Source organism: Aquabacterium sp. (genome assembly GCF_029946005.1).
Lineage (GTDB): Bacteria > Pseudomonadota > Gammaproteobacteria > Burkholderiales > Burkholderiaceae_C > Aquabacterium.
Window position 1 is genome coordinate 242,440 of the sequence record NZ_JAQSDR010000006.1, and the last position, 17,377, is coordinate 259,816.

Consider the following 17,377-nt stretch of genomic DNA (forward strand, 5'->3'; position numbering starts at 1 on the left):
AGGTCAGTCGGCCAAACCCATGTCCGGGCTCATCAACAGACCTTCGATGTCCAGCAGGATCACCATGCGATCGCCCACCTGGGCCAGCCCACGGATGAAGCCGGCGTCGATGGCCGAATGCATTTCAGGCGCGGGCCTGACGGACTCGGCCGGGATCTCCATCACGTCGCTCACCGAATCGACCACCGTGCCGATGGTGCGGTGCCCGATGTGCAAGACGATGGACACCGTGAAGGCGTTGTACTCCGCCGAAGCGCAGCCAAAGCGCAAACGCAGGTCAACGATAGGGACAATCGTGCCACGCAGGTTGACAACGCCCTTGAGGAAGTGCGATGCGTTGGCGATGCGGGTGGGGTTCTCGTAGCCGCGGATTTCCTGCACCTTCAGGATGTCGATGCCGTACTCTTCATCGCCCAGTCGAAAGGTCAGGTACTCGCGCGCCAGGTCGGTCTGCAGGTCCAGTTTTTCCATCATGCCCATGGCTTGTGCTCCAAGGTATTCATTGCTTGCGGGTGGTTCAGGTCAGTGGCGCGAACGACGCACCAGGCTGCCAACATCCAGAATCAACGCCACGCGGCCATCACCCATGATGGTGGCCCCCGAGATGTCGTTGACCTTGCGGTAATTGCTTTCCAGGTTTTTGACGACCACCTGCTGTTGGCCCAGAAGTTCGTCCACCAGCAGCGCCACGCGCCCGCCTTCTGCTTCCACCACCACCATGATCCCGCTGGTGTGCTCCCAGTCGAATCGGGGCACGCCGAAAACCTTCTCCAGCTCAATCACCGGCATGTACTCCTCGCGCACCTCAACCACGCGGCCCGAGCCACCGATGGTCTTGACCATCTCTTCATTGACCTGGAAGCTTTCCACCACCGACGACAGCGGCAAGATGTAGACCTCTTCGCCCACACCCACGCTCATGCCGTCCATGATGGCCAGGGTCAGTGGCAAGCGCACCGACACGCGCATGCCGTAGCCTTCGGCGGAGTCGATCTCCACCGTGCCACCCAACGAGGTGATGTTGCGCTTGACCACGTCCATGCCCACGCCTCGGCCCGACACGTCGGTGACCTCGTCGGCAGTCGAGAAACCAGGGGCGAAGATGAGGTTCCAGCAATCGCTGTCGGACATGGTGTCCGGCGCATCGATGCCCTTCTCGCGCGCCTTGCTGATCAGTTTTTCGCGGTTCAGGCCTCGGCCGTCATCACGAACTTCAATGACGATCGAGCCGCCTTGATGTGAAGCGGCCAAAGTGATGGTGCCAATTTCCGGTTTGCCCCTGGCCAGACGGTCGGCCGGCATTTCCACGCCATGGTCACAAGAATTGCGCACCAAGTGGGTCAGCGGGTCGGTGATCTTCTCGACCAGGCCCTTGTCCAGCTCGGTGGATTCACCCTGCATGACCAGCTCGACCTTCTTGCCCAGCTTGTTGGCGAGGTCGCGCAGCATGCGTGGGAAGCGGCTGAACACCGTCGACATCGGAATCATCCGGATCGACATCACGGCCTCTTGCAGGTCGCGGGTGTTGCGGTCCAGGTCGGTCAGCCCGCTGGTCAGTTGCTGGTAAAGCACCGGGTCCAGGCCACGGCTGTTCTGTGCCAGCATGGCTTGTGTGATGACCAACTCGCCCACCAGGTTGATGAGTTGGTCAACCTTTTCGACCGACACGCGGATGGTGGACGACTCAAGCCCCCCAGCTGCGGGCTTGTCCGCCTTGGCCGCAGGTTTGGCGAGCGCAGAAGACGCTGGCACCATTTCGGCAGAGGCCGATGAGGCGGAGGCAACGCTGCTCAAGGGCGCGCCAGGTGCGTTGTCAAAGAATCCGTAGCCGGGCTCTTCGTGGGCAGCCGCGGCGGCTCCCTCAAACAGGCCCTTGTCAGGATCGACCTCCACCCCGCCTTCAGTCCAGGGCAGGAAGACGACTTCTTCGCGCGACACGTGGAAGGTGAACAGGTCCAGCAAGTCTGATTCGGCCGATGCCGTTTCCAGCTTGAAGCGCCGGGTGTTGGCCTGATCAGGCAAACAGGGCAAATCTTCGATCGTGCCGAGGCCTTCGATTTCCTTGAACAGATCACGCAATTCGTCAGCCTGAGCCAGGTTGCTCAAAGGCCCGACACGCAGCTCGACCAGGCGCTTGCCCTTGGCAGGCGCTGCAACCACGGGCGCGGCAACTTGCGCCGCCACGACCGGCGCAGCCGCGATGGCCACCGGTGCTTCGCCCGCCACCAGGGCGCGCACGTTGAACAGCAGTTCAGTGGTGTCGATGGCATCGCCGCCATTGCCTTGATGGCGTGCCAGTTGCGCCTTGAGCGCATCGCCCGAGGCCAGCAGCACATCGACCATGCGGGCATTGGGGGCCAGTTCATGGCGGCGCAGCTTGTCCAGCAGCGTCTCCATCTGGTGCGTCAACTCGGCCACGTCGCTGAAGCCAAAGGTGGCCGCGCCACCCTTGATCGAGTGCGCGCAGCGGAAGATGGCGTTCAGTTCTTCGTCATCTGCCTGCGTGATGTCCAGGCCGAGCAGGAGCTGCTCCATGTTGTCCAGGTTCTCACCGGCTTCTTCAAAGAAGACTTGGTAAAACTGGCTAAGGTCAATCCCCGCGGATTGGCTGTTGTCGGTGTTCATCTCTGCCATGTCCGGCTCCTGAATATCTTGTGCGTGATCACTGCTTCAATCAATGCCTGATCGACTCGCTTCAACGAATCACCTTCTTGATGACTTCCAGCAATTTGTTGGGGTCGAAGGGCTTGACCAGCCAGCCTGTGGCACCAGCGGAGCGGCCCGCCATCTTCATCTGGTCACTGGACTCGGTCGTCAGGATCAGGATCGGCGTGGCCTTGAACTGCGGGTTCTCGCGCAGCTTCTTGGTCAGGCTGATGCCGTCCATGCGTGGCATGTTCTGGTCGGTCAGCACGAGGTCAAAACTGCGGCCCCCCGCTTTTTCCCAGGCGTCCTGGCCATCAACGGCTTCGACGACGTTGTAACCGGCGCTCTTGAGCGTGAAAGAAACCATCTGCCGCATTGAGGCTGAATCGTCGACGGCAAGGATTGAATGCATGTCGCTCTCCGGGGGCTTGAATAAAAACAAAACAGGTCAGGGGGCCAAAACAAAACCAATCAACGACGATCGGTATTTCGGCAAATGAGACGAAATCTTTAAAACAACTCCACAGACCCAGCGTCCATTTCGTCCTGGGTCACGGGATTGGGCTGGAGGGGTCCTTCGTCCACCACCGCCTCGCCATCGGGGTCATCGCCCATGGCATCCCTGGCAATCTGGTCGGCGCAACTGCGAAGGCGCCGGTTGGTGTGAACGATCAATTGCGTGGCCATGTCCTGGAACTGCAGCGCCGTCACCGTTCGGTATAGCGTCTGCAGCGTTTCCTGCAAGGCGGGGGGCAACTCCTTGCCGCCCTGGTCGATCACCGCGCCCAATTGGTTGGCCGCGCCATGAAAACCGTCGATCAAGGCACCGCAGGCGTCGTCCAGCAAACGCTGAAGTCGCTCCAAATCATTGGCCGCCGTCATCAAGTGGTCCTGCAAAGCAGCCGCCGCCAGCAGAGACATCTCCGGAGGCGGGCTACTCGCTTCGCTTTCTTCGTTGGTCAGCATCCATGACTCCACTGAACCTTGTTTCGGGGCCCCAAACTGCGGGACTGTCATATCGGTGCGCATGTCACACCGAGGTCATTCCCTATATCGGCAGGAAATGCGCGGGACTTGCGCGATTGTTAGAATTTTTCACTGATCCGGCCGCCGAGTAGTCACAATGACGCGGGAAAACTTGGCGCAAATCGAAGGATTGAAGGCCACCTGTGTCCCACCATTTCACGCCCCCCTCCTTTCCACGGCCGCCCGCGGCCCCCGCCCACGCGACCGCCGAATCGCCCGTTCGCCTCAGGGTCCTTCACCTGGAAGACAGCGAACCCGACCATGACCTGGTGATGATTCACCTGCGCCGGGGCGGCATCCTGGCCGAGGTGCTGCGCGTTGAAAACGAGGCCAGCCTGGCCGAAGCCCTCGAGCAGGAATGGGATTTGATCCTGTCGGACTACAACCTGCCCGGTTACTCCGGCCTGGCCGCCTTGGACAAGGTGCGCTCGCTGGGCAAGCTGGTGCCCTTCATCCTGGTGTCCGGCGAAATCGGCGAAGACATCGCCGTGCAAGCCATGCGCAACGGCGCCAACGACTACCTGCTCAAAAGCAACCTGGCCCGCCTGGCCCCGGCCGCGCTGCTGGCCATTGAGGCTAACCGCACCCGCATCGCCAAACAGTATGCCGACCTGGCCCTGACCCGCTCACGCCAGCAGATTCGTGAACTTGCCCAGCATTTGCAGACCACGATCGAGCAAGAGCGCGCCGCCATCGCCCGCGAAATCCACGATGACGTGGGTGGCGCGCTCACGGCCGTCAAGTTCGACCTGGCCTGGATCGCGCGGCATGCCACCACGCCCGACATCGCCGAGCACGCTCAACAGGCCATGGAGGCCGTCACCATGGCGCACGAAGCCACGCAGCGCATCATGCACAACCTGCGACCCGCCATCCTGGAGCAAGGCCTGGTGGCCGCCTTGCAATGGATGAGCGACCGCTTCGCCAAACGTACCGGCATCGCCACCGAGTTCCGCACCAGCCACGAGCAGATGGTGCTGTCGGCCGGCGTGCCGCTGGTGGCCTACCGTTTCGCGCAAGAGGCGCTCACCAATGTGTCCAAACATGCGCAAGCCACGCGCGTCAGCGTGGACCTGGCGCAGGCCGGCGGCGTGTTGTCACTTGAAATGAGCGACAACGGCAAAGGCCTGAGCCCCGAAGACCTGGCCAAGGCCAAATCATTCGGCATCCGGGGCTTGCATGAGCGGGCCGAAACCGTCGGCGGCTGGGTGGACATCAGCAGTGGCGCCAATGGCACAACCTTGATTCTGTCAGTGCCCTTGTCGGGCCCTGAAAACGGTTTCCTGGATGCAATTGCGCCAGAATTGAGCATCGATACCGTCGGTACCGAAGGCGACCCTGACGACCCCACCGCATGGGGCACCCAATGATCAAAGTGATTCTGTGTGACGACCACGCCTTGATCCGTCGCGGCATCCGCGACACCCTGGCCGATGCGGACGACATCGACGTCGTTGGCGAGGCGGGCGACTATGGCGAACTGCGCGAATTGCTGCGCTCCAAGTCGTGCGACGTGCTGGTGCTGGACATCAACCTGCCCGGCCGCAGCGGCCTGGACGTGCTGCACGTGCTCAAGGAAGAAGGCACCACCTTGAAGGTGCTGGTGGTGTCCATGTACCCCGAAGACCAGTACGCCATGCGCGCCTTGAAGGCCGGCGCGGCGGGTTACCTGAACAAAGGCAGCGACGCCGCCCAGATCGTTGCCGCCGTGCGCACCGTGTCGCAGGGCAAAAAATACGTGACGCCCGAGATGGCGCAGATGTTGGTCGACAACCTGACCACACCGGCCCCCGAAGACGCGCACCAGAAACTGTCCGACCGCGAGTTGCAAACCCTGGTCATGATCGCCTCGGGCAAGAAGCTGTCGGACATCGCCGAGAAACTGCTGCTCAGCCCCAAAACCGTCAGCGTCTACCGCGCCCGGGTGCTGGAGAAGCTGGGCCTGGCCAACAACTCCGAGCTCACGGTCTACGCCATCCGCAACGGCCTGGTGTAAGGCCCCGCGTCAGTCATTCGATGGGCGTGAGCTTGGCCATGCTCAACATCAACCACTTGGTGCCATGGCGCCCAAAGTTGACCTGCACACGCGCATCCGCGCCATTGCCTTCCAGCGTCAACACCACCCCTTCACCAAACTTGTTGTGGAACACACTCTGGCCTGAGCGCAGGCCACCCGCGGTCTTGGCTTGAGCCATCTTGCTGGGCAGAGGCGCGGTCAGGTCCTTGAAGTCGTCTTCCTTCTTGGCACCGTAATGGCTGCCACCCGAGCGGTAAGGCTGCACGCCCGCGCCCACCACCGACCCCATGCCCTTGCCACTGCTCCAGGCGTCCTGGTATGACTTGGCATAGCCCGAGCCAAAGCCTTGGTTGCGCGGCGTCAACCACTTCAAGGACTCCTCGGGCAACTCATCCAGGAAACGGCTCTTGATGTTGTAGCGCGTCTGGCCATGCAGCATGCGCGTCTGGCTGAAGCTGATGTGCAGGCGCCGTCGAGCGCGCGTGATGGCCACGTACATCAGACGGCGCTCTTCTTCCAGGCCATCGGTGTCGGTCATCGAGTTCTCGTGCGGGAACAAGCCCTCTTCTAGCCCGGTGATGAACACGCTGTCGAACTCCAGGCCCTTGGCCGCGTGGATGCTCATCAGTTGCACGGCGTCCTGACCGGCCTGCGCCTGGTTGTCGCCCGCCTCCAGGGCCGCGTGCGTCAGGAAGGCGACCAGGGGCGAGATGATCTCGCCAGTCTCGGCGTCGGGCAAGGTCTCCGCCAGAGCCACCGCGCGGGGCAAGCCTTCGGCGATGGTGCCAGGCAACTCGTCCACGGGCAGGCCCACGGCGTCCTTGCCAAAGCCTTCCACGGTCACGAAAGCTTCAGCGGCATTCACCAGCTCGGCCAAGTTCTCCAGGCGGTCCTGGCCTTCCTTCTCCAGGCGATAAAAGTCAGCCAAGCCACTGGCCTCCACCACGTGTTCGATGATCTCGCGCAAGGTCAGGCCTTGGGTCGCGGCGCGCATGGCATCGATCAAGGCATTGAACGCCAGCAAATTGCCCCCCGCCTTGCCCGGCACCGCCGTCACGCTTTGCCACAGGCTGCGGGCGCTGCCACGGGCGGCATCCTGCAATTGCTCTAGCGTGCGCGCGCCAATGCCCCGCGCCGGGAAGTTGACCACGCGCAGGTAACCGGTGTCGTCGTTCGGGTTCTCCAACAAGCGCAGGTAGGCCAGCGCGTGCTTGACTTCAGCGCGCTCGAAAAAGCGCAGCCCCCCGTACACCTTGTAAGGCACGCTGGCATTGAACAGCGCCGACTCGATCACGCGCGATTGCGCATTGCTGCGGTACAACACGGCCAGCTCTTTCAAGGCATGGCCTTCGCGCACCATCAGGCGGGCCTCCTCCACCAGCCACTGGGCCTCGGCGTAGTCGCTGCTGGCCTCGTAGATGCGGATGGGTTCGCCCTGCCCGGCATCTGTGCGCAGGTTCTTGCCCAGGCGGCGCGTGTTGGTCGAAATCAGCTTGTTGGCCGAATCCAGGATGTGCCCAAAGCTGCGGTAGTTCTGCTCCAGCTTGATGACGTGAGGCACGCGGAACTCGCGCTCAAAGTCCGCCATGTTGCCCACCTGCGCACCACGAAAAGCGTAGATGCTCTGGTCGTCATCGCCCACCGCGAACACGCTGTTGCCCGTTTCCTCTGGTCGTCCAGCAAACATCTTCAACCAGGCGTACTGCAAGCGGTTGGTGTCCTGGAACTCATCGACCAGGATGTGCTTGAAGCGCCGCTGGTAGTGGTCGCGCAACTCGGCATGGTCGCGCATCAACTCGTAGGTGCGCAGCATCAGCTCGGCAAAATCCACCACGCCCTCGCGCTGACATTGATCCTCATAGGCTTGGTACACCTCCAACTGCATGCGCCCCACTTCATCGCGCGGCGTGATGTCCTTGGGTCGCTTGCCATCGTCCTTGGCATTGGCGATGAAATAGCTGGTCTGCTTGGGAATGCACTTTTCTTCGTCGAACTTCAGGCCCTTGATGATGCGCTTGACGGCCGACAGCTGATCTTGCGTGTCCAGGATCTGGAAAGATTGCGGCAACCCCGCCAACTTGTGGTGCGCTCGCAAAAAGCGATTGCACAAGCCGTGGAAGGTGCCAATCCACAAACCACGCGTGTTGATCGGCAGCATCGCCGACAAGCGCGTCAGCATTTCCTTCGCCGCCTTGTTGGTGAACGTGACGGCCAAGACTCCTGCGGGCGATACCTGCCCGGTTTGCATCAGCCAGGCAATGCGTGTGGTCAACACGCGGGTTTTGCCCGACCCCGCCCCCGCCAGGATCAGCAGCGGGCCGGGCGGGGCGGTCACAGCCGCCAGTTGCTCGGCGTTGAGACCCACCAACAAGGGGGAATTGCCCTGCGGGCCGGTTTGGGGAAAGAATCCTGGGTCAGACGAATTTGAAATCATCTAAAAATTGTAGGCGGCATCCGCCAATATTCAGGGAAATAACATGTCGGCTAATTCCTCGCCCGGGGCTTCACCGCCTTCGGGCGCGTCTGCATTCATGGACCCCACCCGATTGACCGTGGACTACCACGATGGCCGCAGCGACCAGGCCCAAGCCGTGAGCATCTGGGTATCCCAAGGCATGCTTGAGTTGGCAGGCCACGGCATCTTGCGGCAGATTCCCATCCACCAGGTGCAATGGCCAGACCTGTCAGAGCCAGGGGTGTGCATCGTCACATTGCCAGGCGGTGGCACCCTGCGCACCGTGGACCACCTCGCTTGGGCAACGTGGCAGCAGCAACAAAACCTGATCCCAAGCAAAGCCCTCAAAACCCGCCAAAGTTGGCGCTGGAGCCTGACCGCAACGCTGTTGCTGCTGGCCATCTGTGCAACCAGCTATGTGTTTGCTTTGCCCACCAACAGCGGCTGAAGCTGGCGCCAGGTGCGCCAAACCCACAAGGCGCGAGTGCCCCAGGCCAACAGCCTTTGAGGACGACGCCTGAACAGCCAAACAGCCACGGCCACTACCACGGCGGGATGCGCCGCCAACCAACGCCCCCCCTGGTGGACACGATCCACCATCCGCAAAGCCGGCGCCAATGTGGCAGATGATTGGTGCGCCAAGCTGTAGCGCAACACCGCACTCTGATGCTGCAAAAGCTGTTTCTTGAGTGCAAGCTCCTGTAACCGTTTGGCAGTCATGGTGCATCAGCCTCCTGCTGCTTCGCCTGCCCGAGAGACATCAGGGCCTGACGATCGTGGTCCAACTCGGCCAAAGTGGCGCTCAGCAACCCCGTCGCGACCTGCCAATGGACATTCGCGCGCCAAGCCGCAGCCACGCAGGCCACGACAAAAAAAGCCGCCATCAAACCCAGCGCCAGCAGGCGGTGCTCATCCCAAAACAACACCGTGATGAAGGCCGCCACAAACAGCATGCCCATGCCGCCCAGCAGAAGGGCCACAGCCCCCCATGCCAGCACCTTGAGCAAGCGTAGTTTTTCTTCTTCGAACTCAGTGGCCAACAACGCCAGCCGAGTTTGAAAAATGGCCAACAACGTGGCCAACAAACCTTGCAGGGACGACAGCAAACCGCTTGACGGAGATGCTGTCGACTTGGTCGATTCAACCATCAGGCCCGACCCCACACCATGTCAACGTCGGCCAATCAGCATGCCCAGCAGCAAGCCCACGCCCGCCGCCACGCCCACCGATTTCCAGGGGTTCTCGTGGACATAACCGTCGGTCGCTTTGGCCGCAGCCTTGGCCTTGTCGATCACGGCCCCCTGGGCATCCAGCAACCCATCCTTGGCCCGCGCCAGCGTAGCCTGTGCCTTGGCACGCAACTCAACCACGCCAGCACTCGCATCGTGGGCCGTGGCGGCCAGCAAAGCTTCAGCATCCACCAGCACGGCTTTCAAGTCGGCCATCAATTTATCTTTTTGGGCTGCGCTCAGTTCAGACATCGTTTTCTCCTGGAGTGAATTAATTTCATCAATGGATGATCAGCAAGGGCAACTTGCTGTGGGACAACACGCTCTTGGTCAACGAGCCATGGATCAGCGCATCAAAGCCATGGCGGCCATGGGAGGCCATCACGATCAAATCGCACTTCTGGCGCACGGCCACGTCCACGATCGCTTGCTGGATGCCTTCGGTCACCATGAACTGGCCGTCGAAATGAACGCCGGCTTCCACCGCCCGGTCTGCGAAACGCTTCAGCACCTTGCGGGCATGCGCCTCGCAACTGGACTGGTGGTCCTGGATGGTCGCCGCCGTGTAAGCAATGGCGACCTGCTCCATCACCATGGGCGGCAGTGGCGGCTCCACGGTGAATCCGGTGATCGACGCCCCCAGCAGTTTGGCCAGTCCCACGCTGGTTTCGATCGCCTTGTCCGACAACTCGCTGTCATCGACGGGTACCAATAAGTGCTCGTACATTTGAACTCCTCCAGAGTGGCAAGCATCATCAATTCGTTCCATCGTAGGACCATTGCGCGACCCTTACAAGCCAATGGCCCGCTGACACGGCCCATAACCTTGATCCAGCGCATGATTTGCCAGCAATTGGCTTGCCCGCTGAAAAGCCCGTCCGCCCGCCTAAAATCGGGGCAACGCCGAGACCGCCGGGCTTTTCCGCGAACAGCACACCCCCACCATGACCGAACTTGCCAAATCCTTCGACCCCGCTCCGATTGAAGCCCAATGGGGCCCGCTGTGGGAGCAACGCGGCCTGTACACGCCCACCCTGGACCCCAGCAAGCCTTCGTTCTCGATCCAGCTGCCGCCGCCCAATGTGACGGGCACGCTGCACATGGGGCATGCCTTCAACCAGACCATCATGGATTCGCTGACGCGTTACCACCGCATGCTGGGGCACAACACCCTGTGGGTGCCCGGCACCGACCACGCCGGCATCGCCACCCAGATCGTGGTGGAGCGCCAGCTGCAAGAGCAAAAGCTGACGCGCCATCTGCTGGGCCGCAAGAACTTCGTCGCCCGCATCTGGGAATGGAAGGAAGAAAGCGGCACCACCATCACGCGCCAGATGCGACGCATGGGCGCCAGCGTGAGCTGGGAGCACGAATACTTCACCATGGACGAGAAGCTGTCCAAGGTGGTCACCGATACCTTCGTCACGCTGTTCGAGCAAGGCCTGATCTACCGCGGCAAGCGCCTGGTCAATTGGGATCCGGTCCTCAAGTCCGCCGTGTCTGACCTCGAAGTTGAGAGCGAGGAAGAAGAAGGCTCGATGTGGCACATCCGCTATCCGCTGGAAGACGGCAGCGCGTCGCTGGTCGTGGCCACCACCCGCCCCGAAACCATGCTGGGCGACACCGCCGTGATGGTTCACCCTGAGGACGAGCGTTACCAAGCCTTGATCGGCAAGAACGTCAAGCTGCCCTTGAGCGGCCGCCTGGTGCCCATCATCGCCGACGACTACGTCGACAAGGACTTCGGCACCGGCGTGGTCAAGGTCACGCCCGCGCACGACAACAACGACTATGCAGTCGGACAGCGCCATGGCCTGCCCATGATCACCATCTTCACGCTGGACGCGAAGGTGAACGACGAAGCGCCCGCCGCCTACCGTGGCCTGGACCGCTTCGTGGCCCGCAAGGAGATCGTGGCTGATCTGGAAGCGCAAGGCCTGCTGGTCGAGGTCAAGAAACACAAGCTGATGGTGCCGCGCTGCACCCGCACCGGTCAGATCATCGAGCCCATGCTCACCAACCAGTGGTTCGTGGCCATGAACAAGGCCGGTCCTTCGGTCAGTGGCCAGCCCGGCCAGAGCATCGCGCAAAAGGCCATCGACGTGGTCCAGAGCGGCGAAGTCAAGTTCGTGCCCGAGCAATGGGTCAACACCTATAACCAATGGATGAACAACATCCAGGACTGGTGCATCAGCCGCCAGCTGTGGTGGGGCCACCAAATCCCCGCCTGGTACGGCAACAACGGCGAAATCTTCGTGGCCCACAACGATGTGGAAGCCAAGGCCAAGGCCGCAGCTGCAGGCTACACCGGCAGCCTGACGCGCGACGAAGACGTGCTCGACACCTGGTACTCGTCCGCCCTGGTGCCCTTCTCGACCCTGGGCTGGCCCGAGAAGACCATCGAGCAGGACCTGTTCCTGCCCTCCAGCGTGCTGGTCACCGGCTACGACATCATCTTCTTCTGGGTCGCCCGGATGATCATGATGACCAAGCACTTCACCGGCAAGGTGCCCTTCAAGCACGTCTACATCCATGGCCTGGTGCGCGACGCCCAGGGCCAGAAAATGTCCAAGTCCGAAGGCAATGTGCTCGACCCCGTCGACCTGATCGACGGCATCGAACTGGCGCCGCTGCTGGACAAGCGCACCACCGGCCTGCGCAAGCCCGAAACCGCGCCCAAGGTCCGCAAGAACACCGAGAAGGAGTTCCCGGACGGCATTCCTGGCTACGGCGCCGACGCCCTGCGCTTCACCTTCGCCGCCCTGGCCAGCCTGGGCCGCAGCATCAACTTCGACAGCAAGCGCTGTGAGGGTTACCGCAATTTTTGCAACAAGCTGTGGAACGCCAGCAAGTTCGTGCTGATGAACTGCGAAGGCCAGGATTGCGGCCTCGTCAAGCACGAGCCCGGCCAGTGCGCAGCCAACGGTTACCTGGACTTCAGCCCGGCCGACCGCTGGATCGTCAGCGAACTGCAGCGCCTGGAAGCCACCGTCGAACAAGCCTTCGCCGACTTCCGCCTGGACAACGTCGCCACGGCCATCTACCAATTCGTGTGGGATGAGTACTGCGATTGGTACATCGAGATCGCCAAGGCCCAGCTCAACGCCGCCAAGGACAGCGGCAACGAAGCGCAACAACGCGCCACGCGCCGCACCCTGATCCGCGTGCTGGAAACCATCTTGCGCCTGATGCACCCCATCACGCCCTTCATCACCGAAGAATTGTGGCAAACCGTGGCCCCCGTGGCCGGCCGCAAAACCCTCGGTTCCGATGAGTCGATCGTGCGAGCGCCCTATCCCGTGCCCGACCTGAGCCGCATCGACCCGGAGTCCGACGCCTGGGTGGCCAAGCTCAAAGCGCTGGTGGGCGCCTGCCGCAACCTTCGCAGCGAAATGAGCCTGTCACCCGCCGAGCGCGTGCCCTTGCTGACCGTGGGCGACACCGCCTTCGTCACCCAGGCCGCACCGCTGATCAAGGCCTTGGCCAAGCTCAGCGAGGTCAAGGTGTTGGACGAATCGGCATTCACCAAGGCCACCAGCCTGGCCCCCGTGGCGGTGCAAGGTGAAATCCGCCTGGCCCTGCACGTTGAAATCGATGTTGAAGCCGAGCGCAAGCGCCTGGACAAGGAAATCCAGCGCCTGGAGGGTGAGATCGCCAAGGTTCACGGCAAATTGAGCAACGAAAGCTTCGTGGCCCGCGCACCAGCCGCCGTGGTCGAACAGGAGAAGCAACGCTTGTCCGACTTCACCGCCACACTGGAAAGGGTGCGTGAACAGTTCCAACGGCTAGGGTGATCCCTGGATGAGGGAACTATCCAAGTGAAAAATGCTCCATGGCTGACAACAATGAGCGCTGCACTGAGGAATCCAGAAAATGCAAATCACCAAGGCCATATTCCCGGTCGCCGGACTGGGCACCCGGTTCTTGCCCGCCACCAAGGCGCAGCCCAAGGAAATGCTGCCCGTGGTGGACAAACCGCTGATTCAATACGCGGTTGAAGAGGCCTACGAGGCTGGTATCCGAGAAATGATCTTCGTGACTGGACGGCACAAACGCCCCATCGAAGACCATTTCGACACCGCATTTGAACTGGAATATGAACTGGAGCAGGCGGGCAAGCTTGAACTGCTGAACGTCGTTCAATCCATCAAGCCCGCCGACATGGAGTGCGTGTTCGTCCGCCAACCCAAAAGCTTGGGGCTGGGGCACGCGGTGCTGTGCGGTGAACGGTTGGTCCGAGGCGAACCCTTCGCTGTCCTGCTGGCCGACGACTTGATGGTGGGCGACACGCCCGTGCTGCGCCAGATGGTTGAGCAATTCGAACAATGGCGTTCGTCCATCCTGGCTGTGCAAGAAGTTCCGCAGGAACAAACCAAACGCTACGGCATCGTGGCGGGCACCCAGGTCAACCCAAACCTGATGGATGTGTCGCGCATTGTCGAGAAACCAAGCCCTGAACAAGCGCCTTCACGCCTGGGCGTGGCCGGTCGCTACATCCTGACACCCGGTATTTTTGAGCAAATCCGCTCGCAACCTCGGGGCGTGGGCAATGAGATTCAGCTCACCGACGGTATCGCGGGTTTGTTGCGCCGAGAGAAGGTCTTTGCCTTTCAATACCAGGGCAAGCGCTATGACTGCGGCAGCAAGGAAGGCTTTCTGGAGGCCAACATTGAACTGGGCTTGCAACACAGCCAAGTCGGCCCTTGGCTCAAGCAATACCTGAAACAGCTCCAGCTGGACTGACGGCTCAAGCCTCCGGCGGACTCAGCTCCGCCAAGCCCAGCTCCGTCACAATCATGTTCACCAGCGCGCCGACCGAGGGGCGCCCAGTGTCGATGCAATGGTGCGCGGTCTCCTCATACAGAGGATGGCGCTGTTCATAAAGCTCACGCAATCTGGCCATTGGGTCCTTGACCTGCAGCAGCGGCCTTTGCGTGTCATGCCTCAAACGCCGAAACAATTCTTCAGGCGTTGAGCGCAGGTATATCACCGTCGCCCTCTCTCTGAGGTGCTGGCGGTTGGCCGGACGCAGTACCACGCCACCGCCGGTGGCGATCACCAGGGGCGCCCCTGCGGTGGCCTGACTCGTCAACTCATCGATGACCGCTTCTTCATGATCACGAAAGAGGCACTCACCATGCTGCTCGAAAAACAAGCGGATCGGCATGCCGATCCGCTCTTCCAGCACAGCGTCTGAATCGATGAAACGAGCCTTGATCCGCTTGGCCAGTTGCCGCCCGACGGTGGATTTACCACCACCCGGCAGCCCCACGAGTGCAATCACGGCATCCAAAATTCTCGCTCAGCGCAAAGCGCCCTTCTCGGAGACCACTTTGGGCGTCAAGAAGATCAGCAGTTCAGAACGCTTGGATTGCCTTGCCGTGTTCTTGAACAACACACCCAGGTAAGGGATGTCGCCAAGCACGGGCACTTTCTGCTCGTTGTTGGTTTCTTGTTGCAAGAAAATGCCACCGATCACCACCGTGCCGCCGTTCTCGACCAAGACCTGAGTTTGCACGTGCTTGGTGTCGATGGCATAGCCCGCGGTCGTCACTTGGCCCACGCTGTCCTTGTTGACGTCGACATCCAGGATGATGCTGCCTTCAGGGGTGATCTGCGGCGTCACTTCCAGCTTGAGGTTGGCCTTGCGGAAAGAAATGGCGGTCGCGCCGCTGGAGGTTGCCGTTTGATAAGGCAACTCGGTACCTTGCTCGATCAACGCCTTCACTTGGTCAGCGGTGATGACCCGAGGACTGGAGACGATCTTGCCGCGGCCGTCAGCTTCCAGCGCAGACAACTCCAGGTTCAAGAAACGTGTACCGCCCGAGTTGAACAAGGAAATGCCCAAGGTAGCCGGGTTGAAACCATTCAGAGCGGTGGCTGGGAGGCTCAAGAATTGCGAGTTGGGGATGAAATCCACCTCGTCAGAGACCTGCCCACTCAAACGACCTGCGCCCAGATAGCTGCCCGTGACCACTGAGCCTATTTTGCCCGTGCCATAGGAGCCGCCTCGGGTATTCGCTGCCCCCAGCTTCACACCCAATGACCGACCAAAGCTGTCGTCGGCTTCCACGATTCGAGCCTCGATCAACACTTGGCGGACTGGGATGTCAATCTTGCTGATCAGCTGCTGAATTTCTTCCAATTTGGATGGGATGTCATTGACGAAGAGCTGATTGGTGCGGGTCTCGTAGATGACACTGCCACGCGGCGAAAGGATCTTGGTGGTCGTGCTACCGCCGCCACCAGAGCCGCTGCCAGATTGAGTTCCCGTCAAACCCTTGGCGATTTCTTCCGCCTTGGTGTAATTGAGCTGGAAGGACTGCGTGCGCAGGGGCTCCAGGGCCGCCACTTGAGCCTTGGCTTCCAGGTCCAGCTTTTCCTTGGCGTTGATTTCATCCTTGGGCGCAATCCACAGCACATTGCCGCTCTTGCGAACACCCAGGCCTTTGGCCTGCAAGATGATGTCCAAAGCCTGATCCCAAGGCACATCCTTCAAGCGCAAGGTCACATTGCCCGTGACGGTGTCACTGGTCACCACGTTGAAGTTGGTGAAATCGGCAATGACCTGCAGCAAGGCACGCACTTCGATGTTCTGGAAATTCAGGGACAGCTTTTCACCTGAATAGCCTGGCCCTTGGGTCAGCTTGTTCGGATCAATCTTGCGCCGACGAACTTCCAACACGAACTGGTTGTCGCTTTGGTAGGCCGAATGCTCCCAATCACCACGGGCGTCCACGAGCAGCTTGACGCGCTCGCCGACCTGTGTGGCGCTGACGGTTTGCACCGGGGTGCCAAAATCTGCCACGTCAAAGCGGCGCTTCAGACGCTCAGGCAGACTGGCGCGCACAAATTCAACCACCAGGTTTTGGCCCTGCTGCTTGATGTCCACGCCAACTTGGTTGTTGGGCAGGTCCACGACCACCCGGCCTGCACCATCCTGGCCGCGGCGGAAGTCGATGTCCTTGAGGGCCAATGGCGACGCATTCTTGGCTTCAGCGAAATGCACGGTCTCTGGCGAGGTGGCCGTGCCAGTCTTGGCTTCGGTCACTGGAGCGGGGGACGACGCAGGCGACGGGTCGAGCACCAGGATCAGGGTTTTGCCCTGCAACTGCGCCCTGTACGTGGTGGGCTGACGCAAGTTCAAAACCAGACGGGTACGCTCTCCGGCTTGGGCCACATTCACGGTGCGCAGATTGCCTTGGTTGAGGTCCACCATGTTGCGACCCAGAGCACTGGTCACACCCGGCAAATCGATGGCAATGCGAGGCGGGGCCTGAACGACAAAGCCAGCGGGCACCAAGGCCAAAGGCTCGGACAACTCAATGCGAACCACATCAGAGCCAGCCTGTTGGCTACTGGTGATCGATTGAATGGCCGCTGCGGCCCAGGTCATGGGAGACACCAAAGCCAGCGACAGCCCAGCCAGCAAGACGCGCCACGGTTTCATAGTCAATTTCTCCTGCATGTGTTTCATCGCGCGGTCTCCTGGAGTTGCAGCGTGGTCGGGCGTTCAGTCCATTCGCCTGCGGCGTCCTGAACGATTTCACGCAACTCGATTTCGGTCTCGGTGATCTTCATGATCTTTCCGTAGTTCTGGCCAAGGTAATCCCCGGCCTTGACTTGATAAAGCAGGTTATCGACCCTGAGCAGTGCATAAGGAGCACCTTTACGATTCACGCTGCCCACCATGCTCATGGAATCCAGGGGATAGGCTTCCAAAGGCTCTTTGCGGCGGTTCAATTCAGCAGAAATGGCAGAGTTCGGCTGACGGGCTTCTTGCTTGAGGGCCACTGTCAGCTTTTGAGTGCTGAAGGGCTCCACGCCATCCGCACCAACATAAGCGCGAGGGTTGAACTTTTGCGGTGGCTTGAGCGGCGGCACACTGGGCTGCACTTCATGCCGCTGCTGGTCCATCCAGGCTTTCAATTCATCCTGTTCGGATGCGCAGCCCGCCAGCAGAGTCATCGCGGTCAAGGCCACCAAGGCCAGGTGAGGGCGACA

Annotated in this window: 17 protein-coding genes; 6 read left to right on the forward strand and 11 right to left on the reverse strand. The window is 61.0% G+C overall.

Going from position 1 to position 17,377, the window contains the following annotated elements:
• Window positions 1-3: 3 nt before the first annotated feature.
• The 3 genes from PSV38_RS04180 to PSV38_RS04190 form a co-directional block, all read right to left on the reverse strand.
• Complete coding sequence (locus PSV38_RS04180) at window positions 4-480, reverse strand: chemotaxis protein CheW (RefSeq protein ID WP_300545194.1); 477 nt, start codon at window positions 478-480, stop codon at window positions 4-6.
• 42 nt (window positions 481-522) lie between these two features.
• Window positions 523-2,634, reverse strand: a complete 2,112-nt coding sequence (locus tag PSV38_RS04185; RefSeq protein WP_300545196.1) for a chemotaxis protein CheW — start codon at window positions 2,632-2,634, stop codon at window positions 523-525.
• 61 nt (window positions 2,635-2,695) lie between these two features.
• The gene (locus tag PSV38_RS04190; RefSeq protein WP_300545198.1) at window positions 2,696-3,058 is read right to left on the reverse strand and encodes a response regulator; all 363 of its coding nucleotides are present in this window, start codon (window positions 3,056-3,058) and stop codon (window positions 2,696-2,698) included.
• Between the two features lie 201 nt (window positions 3,059-3,259).
• Here PSV38_RS04190 and PSV38_RS20410 point away from each other — a divergent pair, with 201 nt between their 5' ends.
• The 3 genes from PSV38_RS20410 to PSV38_RS04205 all read left to right on the forward strand — a co-directional run bounded on the left by PSV38_RS20410 (window position 3,260) and on the right by PSV38_RS04205 (window position 5,668).
• Window positions 3,260-3,313, forward strand: coding sequence for a hypothetical protein (locus PSV38_RS20410; protein ID WP_366526639.1), 54 nt, complete (start codon window positions 3,260-3,262; stop codon window positions 3,311-3,313).
• A 502-nt stretch (window positions 3,314-3,815) separates the two neighbouring features.
• Window positions 3,816-5,042, forward strand: coding sequence for a response regulator (locus PSV38_RS04200; protein WP_300545203.1), 1,227 nt, complete (start codon window positions 3,816-3,818; stop codon window positions 5,040-5,042).
• Window positions 5,039-5,668, forward strand: coding sequence for a response regulator transcription factor (locus PSV38_RS04205; protein ID WP_300545205.1), 630 nt, complete (start codon window positions 5,039-5,041; stop codon window positions 5,666-5,668). The genes PSV38_RS04200 and PSV38_RS04205 overlap by 4 nt, the downstream gene beginning before the upstream one ends.
• Window positions 5,669-5,681: 13 nt before the next feature.
• Here PSV38_RS04205 and PSV38_RS04210 read toward each other — a convergent pair whose 3' ends face one another.
• Entirely contained in the window at window positions 5,682-8,123 is a 2,442-nt protein-coding gene (locus tag PSV38_RS04210; RefSeq protein WP_300545207.1) for a UvrD-helicase domain-containing protein, read from the reverse strand.
• Between the two features lie 43 nt (window positions 8,124-8,166).
• Between PSV38_RS04210 and PSV38_RS04215 the strand changes: the two genes are divergently transcribed.
• The gene (locus PSV38_RS04215) at window positions 8,167-8,592 is read left to right on the forward strand and encodes a hypothetical protein (protein ID WP_300545209.1); all 426 of its coding nucleotides are present in this window, start codon (window positions 8,167-8,169) and stop codon (window positions 8,590-8,592) included.
• On the opposite strand, the gene PSV38_RS20415 is transcribed toward PSV38_RS04215, so the two are convergent.
• From PSV38_RS20415 to PSV38_RS04230, 4 genes are read right to left on the reverse strand one after another with little or no spacing between them, the layout of a single operon-like run.
• Window positions 8,559-8,864 carry a YqjK family protein gene (locus PSV38_RS20415; RefSeq protein WP_366526637.1) on the reverse strand — a complete coding sequence of 102 codons (306 nt, stop codon included), beginning with the start codon at window positions 8,862-8,864 and terminating at the stop codon, window positions 8,559-8,561. The genes PSV38_RS04215 and PSV38_RS20415 overlap by 34 nt on opposite strands.
• Window positions 8,861-9,292, reverse strand: coding sequence for a phage holin family protein (locus tag PSV38_RS04220; protein WP_300545211.1), 432 nt, complete (start codon window positions 9,290-9,292; stop codon window positions 8,861-8,863). The genes PSV38_RS20415 and PSV38_RS04220 overlap by 4 nt, the downstream gene beginning before the upstream one ends.
• 21 nt (window positions 9,293-9,313) lie before the next feature.
• Window positions 9,314-9,616 (reverse strand): DUF883 family protein, encoded by a 303-nt coding sequence (locus PSV38_RS04225; RefSeq protein WP_290662120.1) that lies wholly within the window; start codon window positions 9,614-9,616, stop codon window positions 9,314-9,316.
• A 37-nt stretch (window positions 9,617-9,653) separates the two neighbouring features.
• Complete coding sequence (locus tag PSV38_RS04230; protein WP_300545213.1) at window positions 9,654-10,100, reverse strand: universal stress protein; 447 nt, start codon at window positions 10,098-10,100, stop codon at window positions 9,654-9,656.
• A 217-nt stretch (window positions 10,101-10,317) separates the two neighbouring features.
• On the opposite strand from PSV38_RS04230, the gene PSV38_RS04235 reads away from it, so the two are divergent.
• Both PSV38_RS04235 and galU read left to right on the forward strand, forming a co-directional pair.
• Window positions 10,318-13,167, forward strand: coding sequence for a valine--tRNA ligase (locus PSV38_RS04235; protein WP_300545215.1), 2,850 nt, complete (start codon window positions 10,318-10,320; stop codon window positions 13,165-13,167).
• A 79-nt stretch (window positions 13,168-13,246) separates the two neighbouring features.
• Entirely contained in the window at window positions 13,247-14,116 is an 870-nt protein-coding gene (galU, locus tag PSV38_RS04240) for a UTP--glucose-1-phosphate uridylyltransferase GalU (protein WP_300545218.1), read from the forward strand.
• Window positions 14,117-14,120: 4 nt separating this feature from the next.
• Here galU and PSV38_RS04245 read toward each other — a convergent pair whose 3' ends face one another.
• Genes PSV38_RS04245 through PSV38_RS04255 form a run of 3 tightly spaced genes read right to left on the reverse strand, consistent with a single transcriptional unit; the run spans window position 14,121 to window position 17,341 of the window.
• On the reverse strand, window positions 14,121-14,657 hold the full coding sequence (locus PSV38_RS04245) for a shikimate kinase (RefSeq protein WP_300545221.1): 537 nt from the start codon (window positions 14,655-14,657) through the stop codon (window positions 14,121-14,123).
• 18 nt (window positions 14,658-14,675) lie between these two features.
• Window positions 14,676-16,823 carry a type IV pilus secretin PilQ gene (locus tag PSV38_RS04250; RefSeq protein WP_300545223.1) on the reverse strand — a complete coding sequence of 716 codons (2,148 nt, stop codon included), beginning with the start codon at window positions 16,821-16,823 and terminating at the stop codon, window positions 14,676-14,678.
• A 23-nt stretch (window positions 16,824-16,846) separates the two neighbouring features.
• On the reverse strand, window positions 16,847-17,341 hold the full coding sequence (locus tag PSV38_RS04255) for a pilus assembly protein PilP (RefSeq protein WP_300545558.1): 495 nt from the start codon (window positions 17,339-17,341) through the stop codon (window positions 16,847-16,849).
• Window positions 17,342-17,377: the final 36 nt, after the last annotated feature.